Annotated in this window: 17 protein-coding genes; 12 read left to right on the forward strand and 5 right to left on the reverse strand. The window is 28.7% G+C overall.

The window, feature by feature from the left end:
• Positions 1 to 119 precede the first annotated feature (119 nt).
• Positions 120 to 2,870 (reverse strand): hypothetical protein, encoded by a 2,751-nt coding sequence (locus EJL03_RS14825; RefSeq protein ID WP_125154755.1) that lies wholly within the window; start codon positions 2,868 to 2,870, stop codon positions 120 to 122.
• Positions 2,871 to 3,255: 385 nt separating this feature from the next.
• Between EJL03_RS14825 and EJL03_RS14830 the strand changes: the two genes are divergently transcribed.
• The 3 genes from EJL03_RS14830 (at position 3,256) to EJL03_RS16215 (ending at position 6,802) form a co-directional block, all read left to right on the forward strand.
• Positions 3,256 to 5,619, forward strand: a complete 2,364-nt coding sequence (locus tag EJL03_RS14830; RefSeq protein ID WP_125154756.1) for a glycosyltransferase — start codon at positions 3,256 to 3,258, stop codon at positions 5,617 to 5,619.
• Between the two features lie 2 nt (positions 5,620 to 5,621).
• Positions 5,622 to 6,086 (forward strand): class I SAM-dependent methyltransferase, encoded by a 465-nt coding sequence (locus tag EJL03_RS14835; RefSeq protein WP_243108731.1) that lies wholly within the window; start codon positions 5,622 to 5,624, stop codon positions 6,084 to 6,086.
• 560 nt (positions 6,087 to 6,646) lie between these two features.
• Entirely contained in the window at positions 6,647 to 6,802 is a 156-nt protein-coding gene (locus EJL03_RS16215) for a hypothetical protein (RefSeq protein ID WP_164509114.1), read from the forward strand.
• 458 nt (positions 6,803 to 7,260) lie between these two features.
• Here EJL03_RS16215 and EJL03_RS14840 read toward each other — a convergent pair whose 3' ends face one another.
• From EJL03_RS14840 to EJL03_RS14850, 3 genes are all read right to left on the reverse strand, one after another.
• Positions 7,261 to 8,895, reverse strand: a complete 1,635-nt coding sequence (locus EJL03_RS14840) for an ABC transporter ATP-binding protein (protein WP_125154758.1) — start codon at positions 8,893 to 8,895, stop codon at positions 7,261 to 7,263.
• A gap of 331 nt (positions 8,896 to 9,226) precedes the next feature.
• Positions 9,227 to 9,445, reverse strand: a complete 219-nt coding sequence (locus EJL03_RS14845) for a DUF2922 domain-containing protein (protein ID WP_125154759.1) — start codon at positions 9,443 to 9,445, stop codon at positions 9,227 to 9,229.
• 49 nt (positions 9,446 to 9,494) lie between these two features.
• Positions 9,495 to 9,716: a DUF1659 domain-containing protein gene (locus tag EJL03_RS14850; RefSeq protein WP_164509115.1), complete on the reverse strand. Its 222-nt coding sequence runs from the start codon at positions 9,714 to 9,716 to the stop codon at positions 9,495 to 9,497.
• A 123-nt stretch (positions 9,717 to 9,839) separates the two neighbouring features.
• On the opposite strand from EJL03_RS14850, the gene EJL03_RS14855 reads away from it, so the two are divergent.
• The 9 genes from EJL03_RS14855 (at position 9,840) to EJL03_RS14895 (ending at position 24,085) form a co-directional block, all read left to right on the forward strand.
• Positions 9,840 to 11,153, forward strand: a complete 1,314-nt coding sequence (locus EJL03_RS14855; protein ID WP_125154761.1) for an efflux RND transporter periplasmic adaptor subunit — start codon at positions 9,840 to 9,842, stop codon at positions 11,151 to 11,153.
• 12 nt (positions 11,154 to 11,165) lie between these two features.
• Positions 11,166 to 11,873, forward strand: coding sequence for an ABC transporter ATP-binding protein (locus EJL03_RS14860; protein WP_125154762.1), 708 nt, complete (start codon positions 11,166 to 11,168; stop codon positions 11,871 to 11,873).
• Positions 11,874 to 13,082, forward strand: a complete 1,209-nt coding sequence (locus EJL03_RS14865; protein WP_125154763.1) for an ABC transporter permease — start codon at positions 11,874 to 11,876, stop codon at positions 13,080 to 13,082.
• 21 nt (positions 13,083 to 13,103) lie between these two features.
• Positions 13,104 to 13,871, forward strand: a complete 768-nt coding sequence (locus tag EJL03_RS14870) for a response regulator (RefSeq protein ID WP_125154764.1) — start codon at positions 13,104 to 13,106, stop codon at positions 13,869 to 13,871.
• Positions 13,858 to 15,078 carry a TolC family protein gene (locus EJL03_RS14875; RefSeq protein WP_125154765.1) on the forward strand — a complete coding sequence of 407 codons (1,221 nt, stop codon included), beginning with the start codon at positions 13,858 to 13,860 and terminating at the stop codon, positions 15,076 to 15,078. Before EJL03_RS14870 ends, EJL03_RS14875 begins: the two co-directional genes overlap by 14 nt.
• Positions 15,079 to 15,091: 13 nt before the next feature.
• Positions 15,092 to 16,231: a TolC family protein gene (locus EJL03_RS14880; RefSeq protein WP_164509116.1), complete on the forward strand. Its 1,140-nt coding sequence runs from the start codon at positions 15,092 to 15,094 to the stop codon at positions 16,229 to 16,231.
• Between the two features lie 564 nt (positions 16,232 to 16,795).
• Entirely contained in the window at positions 16,796 to 19,810 is a 3,015-nt protein-coding gene (locus EJL03_RS14885; RefSeq protein WP_125154767.1) for a YhgE/Pip domain-containing protein, read from the forward strand.
• A 102-nt stretch (positions 19,811 to 19,912) separates the two neighbouring features.
• The gene (locus EJL03_RS14890) at positions 19,913 to 21,991 is read left to right on the forward strand and encodes a leucine-rich repeat domain-containing protein (RefSeq protein WP_125154768.1); all 2,079 of its coding nucleotides are present in this window, start codon (positions 19,913 to 19,915) and stop codon (positions 21,989 to 21,991) included.
• Positions 21,992 to 22,003: 12 nt separating this feature from the next.
• Positions 22,004 to 24,085: a leucine-rich repeat domain-containing protein gene (locus EJL03_RS14895; RefSeq protein WP_125154769.1), complete on the forward strand. Its 2,082-nt coding sequence runs from the start codon at positions 22,004 to 22,006 to the stop codon at positions 24,083 to 24,085.
• A gap of 417 nt (positions 24,086 to 24,502) precedes the next feature.
• Here the strand turns inward: EJL03_RS14895 and EJL03_RS16670 are convergent, their stop codons facing one another.
• Positions 24,503 to 25,150: a collagen-like protein gene (locus EJL03_RS16670; RefSeq protein WP_164509117.1), complete on the reverse strand. Its 648-nt coding sequence runs from the start codon at positions 25,148 to 25,150 to the stop codon at positions 24,503 to 24,505.
• Positions 25,151 to 25,522: the final 372 nt, after the last annotated feature.

Genomic DNA, 25,522 nt, shown 5'->3' on the forward strand with positions numbered 1-25,522 from the left:
ATATGACTCCTAATGAATTTTACCACCTCTATTCTGGAGAACAGCTAACTGATATTGAGGTAAGGGTGTAATTATAAGAAAAGGCGAGAATTAATTAGATATTGTCCAAAATAAAGGGGTTAATCCGCTAAAGTAGCATATGCAGCTTTATTTGCACCTGCACTTAGTGTATATATAGTAACAGTTACAACCTTATTCGTTGCAGTATTATTAAATAATCTAGTTGTAAATCTGTCTGCCGATCCGTATAAAGCCACTGGTCCCGTTGTTTTATTTGGAGATAAACCTAAGGCAATTTCAATAGCAGCAATTTCAGATTTAATCTCTGCTAGACCAAAAGTTGGACTTAAAACAGTAGTTTCTATATTAGCTACTTCTGTTTTGATTTCAGCTAAACCAAAAGTAGGGCTTAACACAGCATTTCCTATATTTGCTAAGCCATTAGTTGAGTTTATTACAGCATTTTCAATAGCAAATACTTCAGATTTTATCTCAGCTAAACCAAATGTAGGACTTAACACAGCGCTTCCAATGTCAGCTAAGTTATTAGTTGAATTTAATACAGCATTTTCGATAGCAAATACTTCAGATTTTATCTCAGCTAAACCAAAAGTAGGGCTTAAAACAGCGCTTCCTATATTTGCTAAGCTATTAGTTGAGTTTATTACAGCATTTTCGATAGCAAATACTTCAGATTTTATCTCAGCTAACCCAAAAGTAGGACTTAACACAGCGTTTCCTATATTTGATAAGCTATTAGTTGAATTTAATACAGCATTTTCAATAGCAAATACTTCTGTTTTCATTTCAGCTAACCCAAAAGTAGGGCTTAATAGAGTATTTTCAATAGCAGCGACTTCGGATTTTATTTCGGCTAAACCAAATGTAGGACTTAATACAGCGTTTCCTATATTTGCTAAGCTATTAGTTGAGTTTATTACAGCATTTTCAATAGCAAATACTTCAGATTTTATTTCGGCTAACCCAAATGTAGGACTTAACACAGCGTTTCCTATATTTGATAAGTTATTAGTTGAATTTAATACAGCATTTTCAATAGCAAATACTTCTGTTTTCATTTCAGCTAACCCAAAAGTAGGGCTTAATAGAGTATTTTCAATAGCAGCGACTTCGGATTTTATTTCGGCTAAACCAAATGTAGGACTTAATACAGCGTTTCCTATATTTGCTAAGTTATTAGTTGAATTTAATACAGCATTTTCAATAGCGGCAACTTCAGATTTTATCTCAGCTAAACCAAATGTAGGACTTAACACAGCGCTTCCAATGTCAGCTAAGCTATTAGTTGAGTTTAATACGGCGTTTTCAATAGCAGATACTTCAGATTTTATTTCGGCTAACCCAAATGTAGGACTTAACACAGCGTTTCCTATGTCAGCTAAGCTATTAGTTGAGTTTAATACGGCGTTTTCAATAGCAGATACTTCAGATTTTATTTCGGCTAACCCAAATGTAGGACTTAACACAGCGTTTCCTATGTCAGCTAAGTTATTAGTTGAATTTATTACGGCGTTTTCAATAGCAGATACTTCAGATTTTATCTCGGCTAACCCAAATGTAGGACTTAACACAGCGTTTCCAATGTCCGCTAAGTTATTAGTTGAATTTAATACAGCATTTTCAATAGCAAATACTTCAGATTTAATTTCGGCTAAACCAAATGTAGGGCTTAACACAGCGTTTCCAATGTCAGCTAAGTTATTAGTTGAATTTATTACGGCGTTTTCAATAGCAGATACTTCGGATTTTATCTCGGCTAACCCAAATGTAGGACTTAACACAGCGTTTCCAATGTCCGCTAAGTTATTAGTTGAATTTAATACAGCATTTTCAATAGCAAATACTTCAGATTTAATTTCGGCTAAACCAAATGTAGGGCTTAACACAGCGTTTCCTATGTCAGATAAGTTATTAGTTGAGTTTATTACAGCATTTTCAATAGCGGCAACTTCGGATTTTATCTCAGCTAATCCAAATGTAGGGCTTAAAACAGCGCTTCCAATGTCAGCTAAGTTATTAGTTGAATTTAATACAGCATTTTCGATAGCAGCGACTTCGGATTTTATTTCGGCTAAACCAAATGTTGGACTTAACACAGCATTTCCAATGTCTGCTAAGCTATTAGTTGAGTTTAAAACAACGTTTTCAATAGCAGCGACTTCGGATTTGATCTCAGCTAACCCAAATGTAGGGCTTAAAACAGCGCTTCCAATGTCAGCTAAGTTATTAGTTGAATTTAATACAGCATTTTCAATAGCGGCAACTTCGGATTTGATCTCAGCTAACCCAAATGTAGGGCTTAAAACAGCGCTTCCAATGTCAGCTAAGTTATTAGTTGAATTTAATACAGCATTTTCGATAGCAGCGACTTCGGATTTTATTTCAGCTAAACCGCATGTAGGACTTAAAACAGCATTTCCAATGTCTGCTAAGTTATTAGTTGAATTTAATACAGCATTTTCAATAGCGGCAACTTCGGATTTTATCTCAGCTAAACCAAATGTAGGGCTTAAAACAGCATTTCCAATGTCTGCTAAGCTATTAGTTGAATTTATTACGGCGTTTTCAATAGCGGCGACTTCGGATTTTATTTCAGCTAACCCAAATGTAGGGCTTAAAACAGCATTTCCAATGTCTGCTAAGCTATTAGTTGAATTTATTACAGCATTTTCGATAGCAGCAACTTCAGTTTTAATTTCAGCTAACCCAAAAGTGGGATTATTTAAAATATATTTTAGAAGACACTGAATATATTGCAATTCTCTTAATAGTTTACATGGAAAGCAATTTTTATTACTATGGTTTAAGCAATCATTTTTTGTTGAGGAGTTTTTATCGTTATTTATCATTATATATCGCCAACTTTCATTAATTATAAATTTATTTATATACTCATAATATGTACCATGAATAAATTTGCCAGTATATTTATAAAAAAATTGCAAACAGCCAATATTTATTTAATAGTACAAAATATAATTTGCTATTACAATTTAACTATAATAAAGAAACAAAAATTTGATTGAAACATATAATGTTTTATGTATATGGTAAAAAACAAAGGACTTAAATATATTTTGTATAAAAATTGGGAGTTTTTATTGAAATACTATAACAGTAAAAAGAGTTTGAGACTTTACTAATATTAGATAAGTATTGGGGATGTGTTGAATTATTCAAGTTGTTACAAATAAGTCTTTGGTATCATAATATTATAAATTCTGAGGTGATAAAATGAAAGGTTTAGAACAATATAGATTAAAAACAAAAAAAAAAATAGAAGAACTTATTAATAGTAACGAATTGGATGAAGCAGAGAAGGTAATTTTAGAATATGAAGAAAGTATAGAAGAAGATGTTGATATAATTTCTATGAAGTCAATAATATTAATTATGAAAGGAGATTTAAATAAAGCTGAAAAATTGTTGATTAAATCTCTAAATAAATATGGTGAGACTTATTCTTTGTTATTTAATTTAGCTTATCTTTATGAGATGAAAGATAATTATCAAAAAGCATATTATTATTATGTTAAAGCAGATAAAAAATGTAACAACAAAGAGATACGAAATAATATTGAAAACAATTTAGATAAACTAAAATTTAATTATAATATTTGTGAATATATATGTCAAAGGCAAGTTTTAGTAATATCTCATATATTTCCGCCAATGAGTGGTTCAGGAGTTCAAAGAACATTAAAATTTGTGAAATATTTGAGGGATTTTAATTGGGAACCAGTTGTAGTTACTGTTGGTGATACAGTATACAATTATTTAAAAGATGCTACATTGGAAAATGAGATACCTAAAGATTTACAAATAGTAAAATTTGATGAAAAACTAAATTTTAATGGAAGAGAAGTAACTAACATAATTGAAAATTATACAAAATTAATTAAAAATGAAGATATAATATTACAATACAAAAGTATAATAAATAAATTTAGTGAAGAAAATGACTATGAAAACATATTTAAAACACTTCTATTACCAGACCACTTAAGCTTTTGGTCTATGGATGTTATTAATAAAATCGATGAATTTGTAGATTTTAATTCCATAGATATTATATATTCCACATCTGGACCATATTCAGACCATATTATAGCATATTTTCTAAAAGAAAAATATGATAAACCATGGGTTTGTGATTTCAGAGATGAGTGGACTAATAATCCATATGCTAACTTTGATAAAAATTATTTGGGTTATAAAATGATTTTACAAATGGAGAAGAGTATATTAGAAAAGTCAAACAAAATAATAACAAATAGCCCATTAGCTCGAAAAAACTATATAGAAATCTTAAATGTACCAAAGGAAAAAATAATTACTATAACCAATGGATATGATGAAGAGGATTTTAAAAATATACAACTAACTAAAGAAAAAAATAATAAGTTTACAATTACTCATAACGGAATGTTGTATATGGTGAGAACACCAGATACATTTTTGATGGCAGTAAAAAAATTAATTGATGAATCAAGAATTAATAAAGACAAAATTGAAATAATATTTTCTTATATAGAAAATAAAGATAGTTGGGTAAACTACTTAAAAGAAAATAATATGGACTCTATTGTTACTTTTAAGGATTATATGAGTCATAAAGATAGTATAAATTTGTCAATGAATTCAGATATGTTATTGTTAATAGTTGGATTAGATGAAGAAAATAAAAGAATCTATACTGGAAAAATTTTTGAATATTTGAGAATGAATAAACCTATACTTTCATTATCTCCCAAACATAGTGTAGTAGAAGAATTATTAAATGAGAATCAATGTGGTGAAAATTTTGAATTTAAAGATATCATTGGTATCAGTGAATATATTTTTAAAAAGTATAAAGAATGGGAAAATGGCATTGAAAGTAAAAATAATAATAATCAGCTAATAAAAAAATATGAAAGAAGAGAATTGACACAGCAATTATCCAGTGTATTTGAAGAAGTACTATTAAGTGAAAAGTACGATATAAATAAGGAGATTTCATTATTATATTCATCAAAAAAATATAAGGATATATTTGATTGGATAAATAGAAATTATACTAATAGTGAGATGTATTTAGAAGTTATTGAAGTGTGTAGATTTTGGATAAATAAAATAGATAATAAAACTGGATCTATATATTTTATAATGGGATATATATATAATAATTTGAAGGAATTTGACAAGGCAATTAAATATCATAAAATGTCATTAAAATTGGATAGTAAATTAGCAGATATAAAATATAATGAGTACCAGTACAAAATAAATTATGATGAAACATATACAAATTGTATTGGATGCAATTGTAAAGAGTACGAAATTATAAATGTGGTTAACCAGTCTTTATTGGAAACAAATTTAGGATTGATTAATCCTTTAAGAATATGGGTTAAGTGTAAAAAGTGTGGTTTGATTTATACAAACTTAATGCCAAGTGAAAAGAGTATGGACGAATTTTATTTTAAAGTATGGAAAGAAAGAAGGAGAGGTGGTAAATATACTAACGTTGAAAACTCTATAGAATTTTTAATTTCCATGTCAAACAAGAGATTAGAAAAATTAGAAAATATATATAAAAAAAGGGGACTATTTTAGATATTGGAACTGGTGTAGGAGTATTTACAGGTGTAGCTAAAGAAAGAGGATGGCAAGTAGAGGGATTAGAGTTTAATAAAAATGATTGTAAGTTTGCTAAGAAAAATTTTGGAATAACATTACTTCAGGAAAACTTTTATGATTTTTCTTATGATAGAAAATACGATGTTGTCACTATGTTTGAGGTAATAGAACATTTAAGGACTCCATTAAAGGACTTTAAAAAAATAGGAGAATTAGTTAAAAAAGATGGAATGTTTGTTATAGCAACACCAATTGTTGATTCATTACATGCCAAAAAACAGGGTTTAAATGCTGCTAACTGGTATGTAGTAGCACATCTTTCTTATTTCTCTTTTGATGTTTTAAAGAATTATCTTAACTTAGCAGGATTTAAGATAATTGAAATAAATTATTCACCAGAGGGGTTTGGAAGACTTGAGTTTTATTGTAGCAAATTGTATTAATTACTCTGATAATAAATACTATTATATTAAAATAAGTGCTTTTCTATTTAATAAAACATAATATAAAACAATTAGAAAACTAAATAAGAATTAACTTTATAGGGGACGTGTGTAAAAAGGGATAGTAGATTTATGCATTTTAAAAATTAAAAAAATGGTAAAAACTAAAAGGGAAAATTAACTCCTTATAGAAATATAAAATAGAGTGCAAAATAAATTAAGTTTTTATTCCACAGATGCATTAAAAAAATTAGAAATTATTTTTTATTCCATGACTATCATCCCTAAAACTTATGTATTTTATAGTGAAAGTAAGGAACGAATGATAAGAATTTTTAAATCTTTAGAGGGTGAGTCTTTGATAAAGTGTTAGAATTTTTTATAACCAAGCTTAGTCTTAGTTATATATTTAAAAGGTGAAGACATTTAAATAGTTAGTTATGGCATAGAAGCTGCAGAAAGAAAGGTGGTGAGATAAAAGTTTTAAACTAATGGTGAGTAAAGCTATTACTTATAAAAAATTTAGTGGAAAATTATTATAAAAATATGGGGGGAATAAATTGATTAAGAAAGTAATAGTGGTGATGTTATGTTCACTACTGTTAGTAGGAGGCACAATAAATGTTAAAGCGGGAAGTAGAATGTCAAATAGAAGCAAAAATACTACTCGTAAGGAATTGTCTATAAATAATATATGGTATGATGATATGAAATAAATAGTTATAGGGTTTACTAGTGGTAGTATTAATTTTTATTGGGTTAAATTAAAGACTACTATGAGTAAGTAAAAATACTATGGGTTAAATTAGAGACTACTATGGGTAAGTTAGAAATAACTATGGGTTAAACTAAAGACTATTATGAGATATAAGTTTATGAAATAAACTTAAAGCATTTTATAAATAGAAAGAAAATGAAAAATACATTTTGTAAAGCTTTTTATAAAATTATTATAAGAAAATAGGAATTATATGTATAGTTATTATAAAAGTACACTGTAATAAAATTTGAAGATAATAAAAGACAGTGTTATAAACCAACGTTTAATATATTATAATTATAGCTTCATTTTAATTAGATATTTTTATATGATTAATAGTTTAAAAAGTTAGAGGAACATTTGAGTACCTCTAACTTTTTTAGTTTAAGATAATGTTTTTGTGATTTTTTTGTATTATATTTCTATAATTTTATCTATAAAATCAATTCCCTCGGTAATATGAGAGATGATGATTAGTATTCCGTCAGTTTTTTTGTTTCTTAAGACATTTAGTATTATCTCTCGTGTTTCTGTATCCACATTTGATATAGGCTCATCTAAAATAATTACATCTTTATTTGAAACCATTGCTCTTATAAAGGATATTACTTGAGCTTGTCCACCTGAAACTCCTACGGTGTTTTGACTTATTTCTGTATCCAAGCCTTTAGGGAGTTTATTAATATATTCCGTTAATTTAAGGTCTTTTATAACCCTTTTTACATCTTCACGATTTTTATTTTCTTCACCGTATAATATATTTTCAAGCACTGTCCCTTTGAACAAAAATATATTTTGGGATACAATTCCTATTTTACTTCTTAAACTATGAGTATTAATCTTCATTATATCTAAATTATTATAAAATATATTACCTTCTGTGGGGTTATATAATCCAAGTAAGAGTTTTATAAAGGTTGATTTTCCAGAACCATTTTCCCCTTTAATAAGTAGTTTATTTCCTCTTTGTATTTTTAGGTTTAGATTTTTAAGTATAAGTTTTTCAGAGTTTTTGTAAGAGAATGTTAGGTTGTTTATAGTAATACCTTGAATTGTTTCATTTAAACAGATATTTTTACCGCCTTGTTCATCTTCCATGTTAAGTAGTTCGTATATTCTTTCAATGCTTAAACATACTGGCTTTATTGTAGTACCTAAAGTGGCTAAGGATTGAGTGCTAGAAAAGACTTTAGCTATGTATAGTGAAAAGGAAGTATATAGTCCTACAGTAAATTTTCCTTTTAAAATTAAAAGTCCTGATAAAAATAGTATTAGAAGAGTTCCGAAATTATTAATAATTGTAATGTTTTCTATAAACATTAATATAGATTTACTTTGTTTTGTACTATCTTTTATAAGATTATGTAATTTATTTTTAAATTTTGAAAGGGTAGTATTTTTCCCGTTAAGTATTTTTATATCTTCAATTCCATTTAGGATTTCAAAAGTATCCCCATTTAAAACTGCACTAGATTCTAAAAGTTTTTCTGTGTTTTTCATAAAGCCATCTGCGGATTTTTTTGATGCAATAAAGAAAATTGGAGTTAATAATAAAACTATTATAGATAACTTATAATTAATAATAAACATAGTTATTAAAGCTAAAATCGTATCAATTAAGCTTAAAAAAATGCCCACAATTTGTGGAGAAAATATGCTTCCTACAGAACTACATTCTGATATTCTAGCTTCAATATAGCCTTTTTGTGTAGTTGATAAATAATCCATTGGTAAATCCATTACTTTACTCATTACAGAATATCTCATTTCATTGACAACTAAATTGCTAATTTTAACAAACATGTACTGTGAAACAATAGAAATAATGTATCTTAATATATAAAGTATTGCAATTATAAAAATTAGTTTATAAAATTCATTATAACTTCCTTTAACTATAAGGACCTTGTCCATTATTCGTCCTATTATATAGGGTATTGGGGTAGATATAATTGAGCTAAAAATCATACCAATAATCCCTAAAGTGAAAATTGTAGAGTATTTTTTTATAAAAGGTATTAACTTTTTTAAACTGCTAAATTTGCCCATATCATTTCTCCTTACATTTATTTTCAAACTTATATTTTATTTATAATCTATTAAAATTAATGTTATCTAGGCTAAATTAAAACCTATGTATTTACTTTAATAAATTAAGTTATATGTAACATGGGATTATTTTACTAATGCTATCCTGTTTAATTATACTGTATATAAATTTATATGGCAAAAGTTAAAGTCAACCTTATTTTATGAAGAATAAATTTTTTTATATAAATGATGGTTTTATTATTTAAGTATTAAAGGCTGCTTTTACTGAATTTAAAAGCAGCCTTTAAAGTTATTATAATGAATTTTTCATTTAAGAAGTTTTAGATTTTTATTTAAGCTGAAATTCTTCTATAGTTCTATGGACTAATCTAGCAGAATCCTTTACTAAAAGATCTCCGCCCTTTGAAGTAAATACATTTTTAGCTATTATTTCATCCATTGCTTTATTTATTTCATCTATGTTTATTTCAGCTTTTACATTATTTAAAGTTAAATTTGTTTTTTTACCTTCCCCATTTAAAAATGACATTACTAAATTTCTAGACATAAAAACACCTCCAAATCATTAAATTAGTTACTAATAAAATAAAACATAGTTATTTTACAAGTAGGCTATCATCTTGTTTCTTAATACTAGTTATTCCAAATTCCATTAGGGGATTAAAAGCATCTGATATCTCGTATAGAGCTTCATCGGAGGCATCTAGTTTTAAGTTTGAAAACTTTTGTCTTTTTAAGATGTCCTTTCCTTCATTATCTACTCCTACTACATATTCAATAATCATACTAGTTTTAAGTTTATGTGATTGAACAGCCATATTTATCACTCCTTTCATTATGTATATATGCAGTTTTGAGAAAATGGAAAAAATATTGGTAAAAAACTGTGGAAATAGATTATAATATAAATGTTAATAGAAATTTAATAAAGGAGAGAAGGCATGGAGAACAAAAGAAAACTAAGCAAAAAAATGATTATTTTAATAGCTGTTTTAATAGTTATAATAAGTATAGGAGTTTATACTTATATAGGTGCTAAAAAAGGGGATATTAAACAGGTTAATGCATCAAAGGTTACTAAACAAAATCTTGTAGAAAGCGCTACAGCAAATGGAAATATAGAAGCAAATTATAGGAATGATATAGTATTAAATCCTGCTCAAAAGGTGGTTAAAGTACTTGTTAAGGAAGGCCAGCAGGTTAAAAAAGGTGATATATTGGTGCAGCTTGATGCTACAGATTATAAAAGTCAGTTAGATAAGCAAAATATAAATCTTCAAAATGCGAATACCACATTAAATCAACTTCAAGGAGCTTCAGTAGCAAACGAGAAGAGTAATGCTGAAAACGCTATCTCACAGGGACAAATTACTCTTGATAACGCAAAGAATAATTATCAGGATTCACTTAAAAAGTTTCAGCAGGCAAAGTCATTGTATGAGGGTGGATATATTTCAAAAAATGAATATGAGGCAGCACAAAAGGCAGTTAAGGATGCAGAAAATGCAGTAAAAGCAGCAGAACTTGCACTTAAAAATTCTAAAAATGCACTATCAAATATTGATACAACTACAGGGGATAAAGTTACAAATCAGAAAAACCAAATAGCTTTAATTAATGCGGATATTAAAAGTTTAAATGAAAAAATAGAACAGTGTAATATAAGAGCAGGAGTCAATGGTAAAGTAGTAAAAATAGATGCTAAAGGAGATCAATACCCTAAAACAGGAGATACTATTATAATAGATGATACTTCTAAATATAAATTAACTTTGGACGTTAATCAGTATGATGCAGTTAAAATAAAAAAAGGGCAAAAAGCTAATGTAAAGATAAAAGGAATAGATAAAAAATATACAGGAACAGTTTCAGAAATAGCAGAGGTGGCTCAGGCAAAAACAAATATGGCAGGGGGATCAGATCAAGAGTTTAAAGTAAATGTAAAGATAATTTTAGATAATTCAGATGGATTAATAAAAGGAGGATATGAGGCAGAAGGAGAAATTATTTTAAATGAAAAAGAGTCTGCTTTGGCCATTGGTTTTGATGCTATAAAGAATGAAAAAAGCACTAAGAGAAAATATGTATATATACTAGATGGAGAAAATAAAGTTAGAAAAAGATATATAACTGAAGGACTGGAAACAGAATATGATGTTGAAATTATAGATGGACTAAAAGAAGGGGAAAAATACATAATAAACCCTCCTGAAAATATTGCTGAAGGTGAAGTAGTAGAAGAAATCAAAAAGTAGGAGGGATTAAAGTTGATAATAAAACTTGAAAATCTTAGAAAAGTTTATGATACAGGCGCTATTAAACTGGAAGCTTTAAAGGGAATAAATCTTTCTATAGAGGAAAAGGAATATGTTGCCATAATGGGAGCCTCAGGATCAGGAAAATCAACGCTTATGAACATTTTAGGGTGTCTTGATGGACTTACCTCTGGGAAATATTATCTAGATGGAGTAGATGTATCTTCTCTTAAGGATGATAGTTTAGCGGAGATTAGAAATAAAAAAATAGGATTTGTATTTCAGGCATTTAATTTACTTCCAAAGCTTACTGCTATGGCAAATGTAGAGCTTCCTATGATGTATGCAGGAGTACCTAAGGGAGAAAGAGAGAAAAAGGCGAAGTTAGCTTTAGAAAGAGTAGGACTATCCCATAGAATTTATCATAAACCTAATGAACTTTCTGGTGGACAGAAACAAAGAGTTGCTATAGCTAGGGCACTGGTAAATGATCCTGCAATAATTCTTGCAGATGAACCTACAGGAAATCTTGATAGTTCTTCTAGCGAGGAGATTATGGCAATATTTCAAGATCTTAATTCTGAGGGGGTTACTATAGTTATGGTAACTCATGAAGAAGATATTGCAATGCATACTAAAAGGGCTATAGTATTTAAAGATGGAAATATAATTTCAGATAATTTAGTAAAGGATAGAACAATATTGGGAGGGCAGAAGTAGATGAATATTTTAGAGGGTTTTCAATCTGCCTTTCAGAGTGTAAAGGCTAATAAATTAAGATCATTTCTTACAATGCTTGGAATTATTATAGGCATAGCCTCTGTAATTACTATAGTTTCTATAGGAGACGGAGCAAAGGCGTACATAACGGGAGAATTTGAGGATATAGGTACAAATCTTATAAATATAAAGATAAATTCTTCCACAGGAGAAATAGAAAAAAGAGATTATTTTACCATGGATGATATAAAACTTTTAAAGGATAAGGTGGGAGAAGTAACCCATGTAATGCCTGAAGTAGGATCTATGGGAACCTTAAAAAATGAGAATAAGTTTAAACAGGTGAGAATAGGAGCTACCACTCCAGATTCTTCCAAAGTATATAATATTAAAATGATAAGTGGAAGGTACTTAAGTGAACATGATTTAGATACGAGAAAGAGTGTAGTAGTAATAGATGAATTTACTGCTTTAAAACTTTTCCGTGATACGGATGTAGTGGGAGAAAAGGTAAAACTTAATGTGGGAGACAAGTATATAGACTTAAGTGTAATTGGAGTGTGTAAAGATCCCAATGGAAATATCTCTGCTGCTTTTGGAGATAATATGCCAGGTCTTGTTTTAATGCCTATAACTATAGGAGATAGAGTACTTAGAAATACTGATATAGGAAGTCTTTCCGTTATACTTTCCAATATGGATAATGCAGAAGATGTAAGTAATAAGATGGTAAGACTTTTGGAAAATAAACATAAGAACAAGGATAAGTATTCTGCACAACAGGGATTTAAGGAGCTTGAAACAATAAATAATGTTTTAAGTATTTTAACTGCGGTTTTAGGAGCTATTGCAGCAATTTCTCTTTTAGTAGGTGGCATAGGAGTTATGAATATAATGCTTGTATCAGTTACTGAAAGGACCAGAGAAATAGGTATAAGAAAGGCTATAGGTGCTAAGACAAAGGATATTAAATTGCAGTTTTTAATGGAGTCTGTGATACTTTGTTTAATAGGTGGTACTATTGGAACAGTACTTGGAGTATCTTTTGGCAAAATAGCAAGTAGTATTATACAAATAAATTCACCTATTTCTTTAAAAGTAATATTAATATCATTTGGTTTTTCATCGGCAGTAGGTATATTCTTTGGTCTTTATCCTGCTAACAAAGCAGCAAAACTTGATCCTATAGAAGCATTAAGATACGAATAAACTTTGTTGGGGGGAATTCTTATGGCAAATGTATTAGTTGTTGATGATTCAGCTATAATGAGGGTGAATATAAGATCTATACTTAAATCTGGTGGACATAATGTAGTTGCAGAGGCAGAAAACGCTGATCAGGCATATTTTGAGTATAAAAAGTTTAGACCAGAGCTTATTACTATGGATGTTAATATGCCTGGAATGAATGGGATTGATGCAACTAAGAAAATCATAAAAAAGTTTCCAGAGGCTAAGGTGATTATTGTAAGCTCTTTAGAACAGAAAAATTTAGTGGTAGATGCATTAGAGGCAGGAGCAAAACACTATGTTTTAAAACCTATTACATCTGAAAAACTTTTGGAAAGAATCGATCAAGTTTTAAATGCTATGCCTGAGAGAGTAGAAAAAAAGTCCTTAGATGATGAACTTACAAGAATTAAAAAGGGAAAAAAATACTTTAAAATAAAAAACAATAAGGGTGTATTCGTAATAGAAATTAATTCTGATATGAATTTAAGTGGCTTAAAACTTATAGATGAAGCAATATATGGATTATTATTTGTAGAACCTTTAAATATAGTATTTGATTTTGGGGATATTGAAGCCATAGACATGACAACTTATAACGGAATAGTACAGCTTACTAAAAGGCTTTATGAGGCAAAGGCTGCAGTAAGAATTATAGTTAGAAATAAACAGCTTGCTAAGTTTATTATGCATAATACTATTAGTTCTTACGCGGAAATTTGTACGGATTTAGGAGAAGAGAAGGAGGAGGGGAATGAAGAAGATTAAGATTTTTTCTGTGTTATTAGTATTTTTTATTTGTATTTATCCTAAAGGTCTTGTATTTGCAAATGGTAACTCCTTAGATTTAGAAAAAATTATAAAAAATGCAGTGGAGAGTTCATATAGTGTTAAAGCTGTGGAAAGTGAACTTATAAAGGCAAGAAATAATTATAAAGATGAACTTAGTTTAAGCAACAACTTAGAAAAAAGGCTTAGGGATAATGATAGGTTTATTAGTCTTAAAAATAAAAGTCAGCGTACAAAAGAAGAAGAAGAAGAATATCTTTCATATGTAATGATTTATGGGGAACCTATGGATGATAGTGAGATTGTAGAAGCAAATAAAAGTGTGATAACAATACCTGTAAAAAATGAATATTACATATATCAGTGTAAAAATAAGCTGCAAGTTACTAAAAATAATGCTTTACAAAAAATATATGAAAAGTATTCATATATTTTAAAAGATAGGGACAACCTACAAATATATAAGGAAAAATTTAATTCAGCTGAAAATGACTTTAATAAGATAAAAATTCAAAGTGATTTAGGAATAATTTCAAAACTTGAAGAAAAGGAAAAGGAAAGTAATTTTTTAAGGGAAAAAGAAAATTATGAAAATGCTAAAAGAAAGTTTAATCTTTTAGTTATGGAGTTTAATAAAGTTATTGGAGCACCTATAGATACTGAATATACAAACTATTTAAAAGATTATTATATGGGGTATATTGTGGTAAAACCCTATGAAGACTACATATTAGATGCATTAAAAAATAGAGCGGAAGTACTAAATGGAAAAGAATATGTAGATACATTAAGATATGCTAATAGTGTGGCTGTTAATTTGTATCCGAAGTATCATAGAGAAAGGGATATAGCAGAATTTACCTTAGAAAATGCAGAGGATCTATTAGAACTTAAAAAACTAGATATAAAAATGGAAGTTAAAAAATTATATGATGATCTTAAAGTTAAGTGCAAAAGTTTAGAAAGTTATAGGGAAAGCTACAATGAAGCAAAGTCACAATTAGATGAGTTAAGTTTAAAGTATACTATTGGAAATGTTAGTAGAAATGATTTTGAGAATAAGAAAATAGAATATGAGGAAAAAATTTTAAAGTATAAAAATCTGCAAAGGGATATATGGCTTGCACAGCTTAAATTAGATAATGCATGTTCATTAGGCACGGATGCAGAAAAAACTATATATTAAGGGGGGACAGTCCTTGAAAAATATTAAAAGATTATCCATAGTATCTATGGCGATAATTATAGCCATAGCCTCTTCAAATAAGGTTTTTGCAAAGGAAGAAAAAGAACTTAAATTATCTCAACCTAAGGTACTTAGTTTAACTTTACAAGAGGCTTTTGACAAGGTTAAAAAAGATAATGTAGAGTTAAAAATGTTAGATGAAAAAATTACTATTTTAAACAGAATGTATGATAGAAAGCATGCAAAAGCTATAGAGGCGGATAACTCTGGAAGGTCAGATGTAGAAACCAAAAAAACTGCACTGCTTTATGCAAGTAGAGCAGCTGAAGATGTAGATAATGCAGAGAAGGATAAAGATAATAGAATAAAAGAACTGAAAAGAGAAGTGGAAAAAGAGTATCTTAATATAGTTAATTGTAATAAAGAAGTAGAAAATACAAAAAAGACTTTAAGAAATTTGCAAAGGGAAATTGAAAAAGTTAATGCTAATATAGATCAGGGAACAGCGGTGGAAAATGCACTAACACCATTGAAATTACAAAAGATGCAACTTGAAACTTCACTAAATCCCTTAAAGGCACAAAAAGAGGAATCGGAAGTTAGATTAAGACAGTATTTAAATGTGGATGAAAATACTACATTGAATTTTATTAATAATAAAAAAGAATTTATTAAATATGATGATAGTAAAATAAATCTGGTAATAAAAGAAGCTTTAGCGGGCAATTATGACTTGAAAAAGATGAATAAGGAATTGGAGTTTGCTAAGTTAGAAGTAGAAATTTACGAAAAATACGGAAGAAATGTTTTAGATGCAGAGTCAAGCCAAAAGATTAGAGTTAATGATTTAGAGAATTCACTTTGTAATTTAAGATCAAATGTGCAAGTAAATATGTGGAAGGTGTATTTTGATTTAAAGAATAAGGAAGCTTTAGTAGAAATAGAAAAACTAAATTTAGATAATTCAGCATCTAAATTAAAAGAAGCAGAAACTAAATATAAAAATGGTCTTATTGATGAATTACAGTTTGATTTAGCAAAGCTTTCCTTTGAGAAACAAAATATAGTATTTGAGAAAGCGGTTAATGATTACATGATAAATGTAGATGGCTTTAAAGATTTGTTAGAACTTGAAAGTATTAAAATTAAATAAACAATAGTGAGAGTAAAAGATGGAAAGTATTAGGAAAATCTTTAGAATTTTAATTAAAAAAACCTAAATTATAGGTGGATTTAAATTGAGATGAAAGGATTTCCTGAAAAGGGAATTCCACTTTTACTCTTTATTATTAACATTTTACTTTTGTAAGTTTTAGCTATTAATTGGTAATTTTGAACAAACCAAGTTAAAGTCTTGGCACTACGACAACGATGCTATGTCTGAATATTTTAAAAAAACTATGGTGTGGTTTTTTATTCTAATTTTACCATGATAATTATTGGGGTTAAATTTAAAAATTAACAATTTGTTTTCCAATAATATGTTGACATACTGCCAAAAAAGTTGTTTAATAAAACTGACCAGTCAGTATTAAAATTGTAAACCTTGATTAAGGGACTCTTAGTTTCAGATAGATTTATCTATTAAAGTATTCCCTTACTGAAACATAGATGAACTTATCTAGGAGGAAACTTGCTCTTAACTGTTGCTTAAAAATAGTGACAGTAATTGAGCAAGTAGTCTTAAGATAAAATTTAACAAAAAGAGGGAGAGGGCATGAAATTTCTAAAGGTACTATGGAGTGATATTCGAACTATTTGTAAAAGTAAGCTTATATTGGCCGCGCTAATTGCAGTATTAGTATTACCCCTTATGTATGGCGGTCTTTATCTTGCGTCCTCTTGGGATCCTTATGGAGCAACACAACATCTACCTGTTGCAGTAGTTAATCTCGATGAAGGTAGTGAGATTGATGATTCCTTTGTAAACTATGGTGATGATGTAGTTGACAACCTAAAAGAAAATGATGACTTAGGGTGGCAATTTGTAAAAACTGTAGAGGAGGCTAAAAAAGGTCTGGAGGGAGATAAATACTACGGAATGGTAGTAATTCCTAAAGACTTTTCAAAAAAAATTACAGACCTACAAGATGGGATGCTAGAGAAACCCAGATTTATATTTATGGGAAACAAAAAGAAAAACTACATAGTAGGATTGATATGCGATAAGGCAGCCACAGCTCTTGACGAAAGTCTATCCAGAAATGTAGCAAGTAATTTTGCAGATATAGTTATAGATAAAGTATACGATGTAAGGGATGGATTAGAAGACGCTGCTAATGGTACTGCCATAGCAAAAGATGGAGTTACAGAGCTTAAGGACAAGGTACCCGTACTTGAAAACGGAATTAGCAAACTATTTGATGGAGCTGATACACTTAATTCAAAACTTGATGATGCAAGAGATGGAAGTGAAACTCTTAAAGATGGTGTAGGAACCTTAAAGGGGAAAATGCCAGATTTAGTAGATGGAGTTAATAGACTTTTTACAGCTTCAGATAATATGACTAAAAGTATAGGTGATGCTTATGATGGTAGTGTTAAATTAAAAGGCGGTGCTTTAGAGTTAGAAAGCAAACTCCCAGATCTTACAGATGGTGTAGATCAACTAACAGATGGTTCTGAATCATTAAAAGAAGGTTTAGGACAAGTTAATGACAAAATGCCAGATCTTTTAGATGGAGTAGATAAACTAAAAGATGGTGCTGGGGACTTAAGAGATGGACTTAAAAAAGCAGTAAATAGTATAACAGATAAGCTTGGGGAAATAGAAGATAAAAAAGAGAAAGATAAAGAAAATAAAAAATCATTAAAGGTAAGCAAAGTTTTTAAAGAAGATAAGGAAGATAAAAGTTTAAAGGACCAGGCAGCTTTAAAAATTGCTAATGAATTAAAACCTATAATTCCTTCACTTATTAGTGAAGATAAATTACCTACTATGGTAAAAGGACTTATAGGTATGGAATCTGTATTAGCAGGAGTAGAAGATAAGGTTCCAAAAGATCAAAAATCTAGTATAAATTCTTTAAAATTAAGTATTATACAAGATAAAGAAGATATGACAAAGCTTACTAAAGCACTTAGAAACATTAATGATTCAAATAACATAAATGAAGCTGTAATGGATCTTTCAAGACTACTTGTTAGGAAGGATTTAGATAATAAATATTCAGTGCTGGAAAACACCATTAGAGACTCAAATAAATTTGGGGAAATAGTAAAGATTTATACTGGCTCAATGGGTATTAATATAGACAATGTGCCTATAGAAAAATTACCAGATGAATTAAAGCCTGTAAAGATAGTATATGATGGTTCTAAAAAGATTTCTACTATATTAACAGTAAAATTACAACAGGAAAAAGATACTATTAAAAAGTTAAAAGATGGACTTAATATGTATCAGTTAATGTATGTGGCAGATGAATATGATGAAAGTACAGTAAAAAATCTAGGTAGTATAGTAAGTGGATTAAATAAGCTTTATGAAGGATCAGAAAAACTTTATAAAGGATTAGATGAGCTTTATACTAGTTCAGAATCCTTGAGTAATGGACTCTCATTACTTCATACAGGTTCTAAGGATTTAGAAGATGGATTAGGTAAATTTTCTGATAATGTACCTGCACTATCAAATGGAGTTTCCATGCTTTCAGATGGTACTAGAGATTTAAGTGATGGACTTTTTAAGCTTAATAAGGGATCTGATACCTTTACAGAAAAGGTAGGGGAACTGAGAGAAAAGGCTCCAGACCTTGAAGAAGGTGTAAGTGAATTATATGATGGTACTTTTGATTTATCTGATGGACTTGTAAAACTTCATGATGGGTCAGGAAAACTTAGAGATGGACTAGAAACCCTTAAAGATAAAATGCCAGATTTAAGAGATGGAGTGGATAAACTTTATGAAGGTTTAGCACTGCTTAAAGATAAAATGGCAGAAGGAGCAGAAAAGGTTGCAGATAAGTTAGTTAACTCAAGTAAGGCAACTGGAGAATTTATAGGAGAACCAATAGACTTAGATGATACTCCACTATATGAAGTGGATAAGTATGGTGTAGGATTAGCTCCTTACTTTATATCACTTGCTTTATGGGTTGGAGCGTTATTAATGTTCTTCGTAGTTTCAGACAAAGTACCAAAGGGTATTGGCGCAAGACCAACTACTGTAGTACTTTCTAAGTACTTAGCTTATTGTGTTATGGGTGCAGTACAAGCCATATTAGTAAGTTTATTTGTTATGAAATTAGGACTTGTTCCCGTTCACACAACAATGTATTTTGTATTTAATGTGTTCTTGTCCTTTGTATTCGTAGCTGTAGCTCAAAACTTTGTATTTATATTTGGAGATGCAGGAAAGATGCTTGTAATAGTTGGACTTTTATTACAGTTAACATCTTCTGGTGGTACATTCCCAAAAGAATTATTACCACCATTTTTCCAAAAATTAAATCCTTATATGCCATTTACTCACTCTATTGCAGCAATGAAGGAAATAAATTCAGGAATGGATGTGGCAGAATTCAAGAAGGAAACTATGTTCTTAGTTAAAGTACTAGTAGCATTCTTAACTGCAACTATGTTATTTAAGCGTATATCAGATAAGATTAGAGGAGATGTTGAAATAGAAGGAGAAAGAGCAAGGGCTATAAGTGAAATAGAAGCGGAAATAGAAGCTGAAGCAGAAAAAGCTGTGGATGTAGATGATAATGGAAAAGGACTAGGAGTATAAGTAATAAAAATACCAGTTATAGTATAAAAATATGTGCTATAACTGGTATTATTACCAATTTAATAGAAATTTTAACTAAATTTTACAGGAGAGGTGAAATAAATGGATAAAAGAAAGTTAGCTTTAATAGTAGCTATTACTACTGTTACAATATCTACGGAACCATTATTTACAGCTAATGTATATGCCATGGAAGGGAATAATAAAATTTTAGCTACTAGCTATACTGATAGTAAAAATATTACCTTTGAAGATAAAAATTTAGAGAAAGTTATAAGAGAAGAGCTTGATAAACCGGTGGGAAAGCTTACAGATAATGATCTTTCACATATTATCAACTTAGAGATAAGAAATAAAAATATCAAAAGTCTTAAGGGAATAGAAAAATTAACTAGTATGCAGTCTATAGATGCAACGGGAAATAAAATTAAGGATATTTCTTATATAAAGGAATGTACAAATTTAAGAAAAGTTAATTTATCTTCAAATGACATAGAGGATATATCTGCACTTTCAAAGTTAACTATATTAGAAAAGCTTTATTTAAAAGATAATAAAATTAAAAATTTAGAAGCTTTAGAGGATTTAAAAGAACTAATTGAGCTGGATTTAAGTAAAAATGAGTTTAAAAATATTGAGTATATAATTCATTTAAGAAATCTTGAAACTTTAACTTTATCAGATAATGAACTTACAAGTAAGGATATTGATAAAATAGGATCACTTAGAGATAGTTTAAAGAATCTTACTTTAAGTAAAAATAAGATTACTGATTTGGAAGCTATAAGACTTTTAAATAATTTAACTAAGCTTTATATTGACGATAATGAAGTTACTGATGTGTATCCACTTAAAAATATGTCAAGCCTAGAAAGACTTAATATAGATAAAAATAAAATAAGCAATCTTTTTGAACTTGAGGATAATCATTATTTAGAATGGGTTAAGTATAGAGGAAAAGAAATAACAGACATAGGAAGTTTAGGCCATATAATAGAACAGGCTAATGTGGACGTTAATTTTCAAGATAAAAATCTTGAAAAAGAAATAAGAAAAAAGATAGAGAAACCTATAGGACAGTTAAAGCTTGCGGATGTTGAATTTATAAAAAACTTAAATTTATTTGGTAAGAATATAAAAAATCTTTCAGGTATGGAGTATTTAAGGGGACTTAAGTCATTAAACCTTGGTAAAAATAATATTAGGGATATTGAAAATCTTAGAGACTTAGAGGATTTAGAGAACTTATACCTTTATAAAACAAAAATTAATGATATTGAGCCTTTAAGGGATCTTGAAAATTTAAAAAATTTGCAAATAACTAATACAAAAATATCAGATATAGTAGCTTTAAAGGATTTAACAAATCTTATTAGTTTAGACTTAAGCGAAAATCAGATAACAGATGTGGAGGACTTAAAGGATTTAAGGAGTCTTCTAAGTCTTAACATAAGTAAAAATCATGTTAAGGATATTAGCATGTTAGTAGAACTTACGGATTTAACAAAGCTAGATGTAAGTGAAAATAATATATCTGATGTTAGTATTATTAAATATATGCCAGATTTAAAGAGATTTTCAGCGGATAAAAATAAAATTAAAACTATAGAAGATATTAAGTGTGCCAAGGATTTAGAATGGCTTTCAGTAAATGAGAATAATATTTCTAATTTATCTGGACTAGAGAATTTAATTGAGGTTAAAGAAATACATGCAGATAAAAATAAAATATCTAATATAAACTCACTTAAAAATCTTATAAATCTTGAAACTCTAAGCCTTATGGAAAATAAGGTAGAAAATATAAAAGCATTAGAAAATTTAAGTGATATTAAGAATCTATATTTATATGAAAATAAGATAAAGGACATTAGCCCAATTAAATCTATGGATGGAATGGTAAGGTTATTCTTAGATAAAAATGAGATAGTAGATGTATCTCCACTGGCAAAAATGGAGGGACTTAAGGTATTATCTATAGGTGAAAACAAAGTAAGGGATATTTCTGCCTTAAAAAATCTACAAGACCTTGAGACTTTAGATGTATCAGACAATGAATTAAGGGATATTACTGTGGTTAAATCTCTATCTTCATTAGAGAAATTTATGGTTAAGGATAACGATAATGTACCTAAGTATCAGATTAATTCTCTTCCAAGAGAAATTGACGTAACACACTAAGGGGGTAATTTTGTGAATAAGAAAAAGATTTCTCTTATTATAGCTGGCTTTTTAGTTTGCGTTTGTAGTGTTACTGTGCTAGCAAGTTCTAATATAAAAATATTTGGTAAAAATATTTCATTAAATACTGCACAGGCATCACATTCATTTAATTCAGATGATGTTAAGTTTCCGGATAAAAACTTTGATGAGGCTGTAAGAATAGCTATAAATAAGGTGGATCAAAAGATAAGTAAAAATGATTTATTACACGTAAATAAACTTACTTTAAGAAGTAAAAATATAAAGGATATTGCTGGACTAGAACTTTTTGAAAATCTACAAGTTTTAGATTTAAGTAACAATGATATATCAGATTTAACACCACTTTCAAATTTAAAATATTTAAAGCATTTAACAATGTATAAAAACAATATATCAAATGTTAGTCCTTTAAGTGGACTTGAAAGCCTTGAAAGGTTAAATTTAAAGGATAATAAAGTAAAGCTAATAGATGCATTAGGAGAACTTAAAAATCTTAAGGAATTAGATTTATCTAAAAATAAGGTATCCAATCCTAAGCCTTTAAATAAGCTAGAGAAATTAGCCGTTATAAATTTAGCAGATAATAAAATAAAGGAAGGGGAAGACTTAGAACAATTAAAGTGTGTAGATACTTTAATACTTAACAAAAATACCATAAGTGATGTAGAGCCATTAAGCAAAATAAAGACTTTACAAAAACTTTATTTAGATGAGAATTTAATAAAGAGAATAGAGCCTCTTAAAAATCTTCCAAAGCTTAAAAGGTTAAGTGTAAATAAAAATGAAATAAAGGATATGGCAGTGCTTAAAAATTTCAAAAGTATCCAATATGTTAAATATAGAAATACAGAATTATTTGATATGTCAGGGCTTAATGCACTAGTTTCTGATCCAAATAAAATAGTTAAATTTGCAGATAAGAATTTGGAAAGAGAAGTAAGAAAGAAAATTGAAAAACCTAAAGGAGATATAAAGAAAGCTGAACTTGATAGAGTTACAGAGCTTAATTTATGGGATAAGAATATAACTAATCTATCTGGTATAGAAAACTTTATGGATCTTAAAATCATAAATCTTGGCAAAAATAACATTACAGATTTAACTCCAATTGGAAAAGTTGAATCTCTTGAAAATTTATATTTAAATAAAACTAATATAAGTACTATAGAGCCTTTGAAAAATTTAAGTAATTTAAAGACTTTAGTTATAAATAATACTAAGGTTTCCAGTTTAAAACCTCTTAAAAATTTAGTTAACTTAAAGAGTGTAACTTTAGGAGAGAATAATATTTCATCTTTAGATGGTTTACAAAGTCTTTATAACTTAGAGTCACTTGATATTAATAAAAATAATATTAAAGGTTTAGGGGAGCTTAGAGAACTAACTGAATTAACGACTTTAAATGTTAATGAAAATGCTGTATCAGATTTAAGTGTTTTATCAAACCTTAAAAATCTTGAAAGAGTTTCATTTAACAAAAATAGTGTTTCATCTTTAGGATCACTTGCATCTTTAACAGAGCTAAAATGGATTACCGCTCGTGAAAATAATTTATCTAGTTTATCTGGTATAGAAAATCTTGTAAACTTAAAGGAAGTTATTGTAGATAGAAACCATATTACAGATATAAGTGCTGTATCAAAACTTGAAAATATAGAAACATTAAGCTTTAGAACTAATAATATTTCAGATGTAACTGCACTTAGTGGATTAACATCACTTAGAAATTTATACTTATATGAAAATAATGTTTCAAGTATTGCGCCACTTTCAAAATTAGATGGACTTGCTAGATTATATGCAGATAAAAATAATATAAGTGATATTACTCCTGTAGCTAATATGAAAAATCTTCAGATTCTATCTTTAGGTGATAATAATATATCAAACATTTCACCAGTTGCAGGATTAAATAGACTTGAAACACTTGATGTATCTGATAATAATATCACAGATATAAGCTCAGCTATAAACCTACCAAGTCTTACAGATTTAATACTTACAAATGACAATAAGATTCCTCAGGGGCAGCTGGATTCAATACCAGATTCAATAAGTGTAACTAAATAAAAAAATATTGAAATAATAAAGTATAAGGGATTATTTCTTTAAGAAATTAAAAATGCTATATACAGGTTTTAAAAAATATTTTTAAAACTTAAATTTAGGAGGGTATATTGTATTATAATTTTTAAAGGGACAGTCCCTTATTTTTATGCTACTTCTCTAATAATATTATATTTGTGAAAGTGGAAGTGAAAACTTATTATAATGCTAATAAATTTTTAAAATAGAGTTTTATTTAAAGCGTAATTATTTCCCAGGAAAGCTTTAATACCAAAGTTTATAAAAAAGATACAAATCCAACATGTATTTTATAATCTTAAAAGCTAGTTGGTTTTGTATCTTTCTATAATATAGTTATTATAAAAATTAAATTATTAGGATAATATGGCATTACATAACAAGTCTTTTAAGATAACTGTTTTATACAACTCGTTGAACCATTAAAATAGCTCCCGAACCTGTAACAGAAAAGAAAAATGTTGTAGGGTTATTAGATGACGACATCTGAATTGTTAGTTGATCACCAGTATCCAGCAAATAATAATTTGAAGGAACAAATGTGGTTGTGGTATCACCGGTTGATAGCAAAGCCTGATTTGTGTTTATCTGTGCTGATCCGTTAATGGCTAAGGAAGTAAATACGACGTCATCTGGAGAAGTACTACCTGCTACATGTACATCTACACGATATATGCCTCTTTCTACAATAGTTATGGTATTTGCTGTGGAGTAGTCCACATTATTGGATTCATTGCTTTGGATAGTTAAAGGTACAACAGTAGGTGTTGTAGTTAAAGCCATAGTACCAACTGCTATCATCAAACCACCAAAGGCACTTACAAATCCACCAGTTGGGCCGGTGGGACCAGTAATCCCTTGTAAACCGGTAGCTCCAGTAACCCCTCTTAAACCTGTGGGACCGGTAATTCCTCTTATGCCGGTAGGTCCAGTAGCTCCTCTCAAACCTGTGGGACCAGTAATTCCTTGTACACCAGTAGGCCCAGTTGCACCCCTAGGGCAGGTGCATTGACCACAAAATGGTATACATATTTTACATCCATTACTCAAATAAATCCACTCCTTATTTTAATGATATTATTGTATTTCGTTATAAATATTAGTTAGTATTACTATATAATATGATTGATTTTAATTTTGGGTATAGCATAATTAAATTACATATTTTAAATAAATATAAAAGAATGGATGTTAATGAATTCAGCCTTTTTAAAGGATGTTTGGCTACATAGGGCATATGCTATTGTTAGATTATATATTAATTGGGGCTCTTTATTTACAAGGTAGAGTTGAAGGGGTGATAGATTTTTATATAAAATATGGATATGATTTCCTTAAAGTATTTAGAAGAACTTTTAAAAGTGTACATAAAAAAGTGCATTTATGATTTTTAGATTTCTTTAATTATTATTACATAATTTA

The organism is Clostridium rectalis (assembly GCF_900626095.1).
Taxonomy (GTDB): domain Bacteria; phylum Bacillota; class Clostridia; order Clostridiales; family Clostridiaceae; genus Clostridium_AS; species Clostridium_AS rectalis.

Excerpts from the sequence above, each read along its gene's own strand:
- EJL03_RS14825 (WP_125154755.1), bottom strand. The coding sequence starts at position 2,870 with ATGATAAATAACGATAAAAACTCCTCAACAAAAAATGATTGCTTAAAC.
- EJL03_RS14830 (WP_125154756.1), top strand. The coding sequence starts at position 3,256 with ATGAAAGGTTTAGAACAATATAGATTAAAAACAAAAAAAAAAATAGAA.
- EJL03_RS14840 (WP_125154758.1), bottom strand. The coding sequence starts at position 8,895 with ATGGGCAAATTTAGCAGTTTAAAAAAGTTAATACCTTTTATAAAAAAA.
- EJL03_RS14845 (WP_125154759.1), bottom strand. The coding sequence starts at position 9,445 with ATGTCTAGAAATTTAGTAATGTCATTTTTAAATGGGGAAGGTAAAAAA.
- EJL03_RS14850 (WP_164509115.1), bottom strand. The coding sequence starts at position 9,716 with ATGGCTGTTCAATCACATAAACTTAAAACTAGTATGATTATTGAATAT.
- EJL03_RS14855 (WP_125154761.1), top strand. The coding sequence starts at position 9,840 with ATGGAGAACAAAAGAAAACTAAGCAAAAAAATGATTATTTTAATAGCT.
- EJL03_RS14865 (WP_125154763.1), top strand. The coding sequence starts at position 11,874 with ATGAATATTTTAGAGGGTTTTCAATCTGCCTTTCAGAGTGTAAAGGCT.
- EJL03_RS14870 (WP_125154764.1), top strand. The coding sequence starts at position 13,104 with ATGGCAAATGTATTAGTTGTTGATGATTCAGCTATAATGAGGGTGAAT.
- EJL03_RS14875 (WP_125154765.1), top strand. The coding sequence starts at position 13,858 with ATGAAGAAGATTAAGATTTTTTCTGTGTTATTAGTATTTTTTATTTGT.
- EJL03_RS14885 (WP_125154767.1), top strand. The coding sequence starts at position 16,796 with ATGAAATTTCTAAAGGTACTATGGAGTGATATTCGAACTATTTGTAAA.
- EJL03_RS14890 (WP_125154768.1), top strand. The coding sequence starts at position 19,913 with ATGGATAAAAGAAAGTTAGCTTTAATAGTAGCTATTACTACTGTTACA.